This is a genomic window from Vibrio sp. OPT46, from assembly GCF_015163535.1.
GTDB classification, from domain to species: Bacteria; Pseudomonadota; Gammaproteobacteria; order Enterobacterales; family Vibrionaceae; genus Vibrio; species Vibrio alginolyticus.
Map to the genome: position 1 here is coordinate 54,175 of NZ_JADDYG010000445.1, position 2,186 is coordinate 56,360.

General features: G+C 40.7%; 2 protein-coding genes and 1 pseudogene. 2 read left to right on the plus strand and 1 reads right to left on the minus strand.

All coding sequences use genetic code 11. The annotated features are described in order from the left end of the window. On the plus strand, window positions 1–313 hold a 313-nt coding region (locus IQR33_RS19525), incomplete at its 5' end, for a GGDEF domain-containing protein (RefSeq protein WP_193843942.1). 247 nt (window positions 314–560) lie between these two features. Here the strand turns inward: IQR33_RS19525 and IQR33_RS19530 are convergent. Continuing rightward, the gene (locus tag IQR33_RS19530; RefSeq protein ID WP_193837697.1) at window positions 561–1,796 is read right to left on the minus strand and encodes a sensor domain-containing diguanylate cyclase; all 1,236 of its coding nucleotides are present in this window, start codon (window positions 1,794–1,796) and stop codon (window positions 561–563) included. A 283-nt stretch (window positions 1,797–2,079) separates the two neighbouring features. Here IQR33_RS19530 and IQR33_RS35910 point away from each other — a divergent pair. Continuing rightward, a pseudogene (locus tag IQR33_RS35910) lies at window positions 2,080–2,186 on the plus strand (late competence development ComFB family protein); the annotation flags it as partial.

Here is a 2,186-nt window from a genome sequence, read left to right on the forward strand (position 1 = left end):
AAAGGCGACGTTTTGTCGCTCTGGGGAATATGTAGGTCGATATGGTGGAGAAGAGTTTGTTGTGTTGCTAGGGTGTACCGACACTCAAACAGCAGAAAGAGAAGCCGAGCGTATACAAGAGGCTATGTATTTTCTCGATTACCCACATGAGTATTCTAGTGTGTCAAATAGAGTGACAGTGTCACAGGGTGTTTTTGTTTTTCAACCAACAGGGAAAGAAGTGCAATCAGACTTGTATGCAACCGTTGATAAAGCACTATATACATCAAAATCTTTGGGAAGAAACACACATACTGTAGTTAATTCTTTTTAAAACAAAGTCTTATGAATACCACTTTTTTGTTGCGTTGTCACGTTTTGGTAATTCTTTTAAAGTTAACTCAAGTAAGATAAGCAAACAGTACGAACGGATGTCGCAATCGGGCGTATACCTTATACCTTTGATTAGATAGATAACATCGGGATAGTGGCAACGATGAGTGCAGTTGTTATGCTGATGGGGAAGTTCGGTTTTGTTTTAAACCCGGACAAGCTTGTTAACTTTCACTATTGGTGAGGGTCTAACGAAGCTTTATGCAGTTACGTCCGGCCTTTTTCGCTTTGTAAAGTGCTTCGTCCGCTAATTTAATGACGTCCAGAGGAGCTTGCCCATTCCGGCTATCAGCAACTCCGAAACTTGCGGTAACAAAAACCGACTTTCTTTTCGAACTGTTGCTACCACGACGTTTTTGTCCTTGTTTATGGTTCTCAGGGCGAGATTCTTCATCGCGTAATATCATCTCGTATTCTGCAATCGATTTACGAGCTTCTTCCAAAAAGTTCTTACATTCGTCAGCGTATTTGCCTTTAAAAACGATGGTAAATTCTTCTCCGCCAAATCGATAAACTTTTGCGCCTGGGGTTTTAGTGAGGCGCGAAGCGACCATTTTTAGAACGTCATCACCAGTATCGTGACCGTAGGTGTCGTTAAACTTTTTAAAATGGTCAACATCAAGCATTGCGATCGTGAACTTCTTACCCATGTGTTTTAGATCGAGATCAAGTGCACGTCTGCTCGGAATCAGCGTTAGGCTATCGGTGAAAGCCAGTTGATGGCTAGCGGAAGCGGCATAAATAATGATAAGCAGCCCTGTTAGCGTAAACATGGTGCTTGATATGTACTGCACATCAAAGAAAATGAACGTCGCAGACGCCAATACCATGGCAGAGTAGGTCATCGCATGGATAATTTCATTCTTCTTTAAAACAAGAATTCCAAGAAAACAGACAATACCCACGCAATATAAAACAAGAATTAAAGGCAGTTTAGAGACCGTCGGTACAATAAATAAAATACCGCTTGTCCATTGTTCAAACCCTCCTTCAACGTAATATGCTAGCGTTAGATAAGACCAAAGAACGAACATTGCTAACATCAAGATGTAAGTCAACATGGCTCTGGAGTCAAAACCTTCTTTACTAAACAAAAATACCGTAAGAAACGAGACAGGAAGTAACGTGGCTAAAATGGTTAGCTCAAGTAAAGCGGTACCACTTTGAAGCGGGACTTGTAGGCGGTGCTGTATCACGAAATAGGCTAGCAACATTGCCAAGCACACCATGGACTCTCTGCCTTGCTTAAATGAATAACAAAGGAGTAGCGCACAACCTAATAGTATATACGGCAAGTTTGCGGCAATGCCCCAGTTTGCCTGAGTCATCTGAATAATGCTGTCCATGCCCGAACTCACTATGCCCAGTAGCAAAAAAGGGAATAAGAATCTGAAGCCTGATGAAGTCATTGACGATGAGGACATCTATTACAAACTGCCTGAAAATAGTTGACTATATAATTGGTTAGGTAAATCGTTTTATCAATATGGATATTTATCCGTTATTGAATTTCGAACTTTGAGAACTAGCAAGAATACGTCTATTTGTTCCTTTTCCCAAGTATTTTGGAAGACATTACGGCAAAAAGAGAGAGATTGATTAAATTAAGAGCAATCAATAAGTTGTTATAAACAAGTCGTTGCTATACTCATTTCATAGGAAAAAGGAGATTTACAGATGCAGATAAGCTCAGATGTGCACAATTACATGGAAACCTTAGTAGGCCAGGTTCTCAGTTTGCCCGAATTTTTAGAACAGTATGACAACGAACAGTTAGCCGATATTGCTTGCCTTGCGCTTATCCAGCTCAAGCC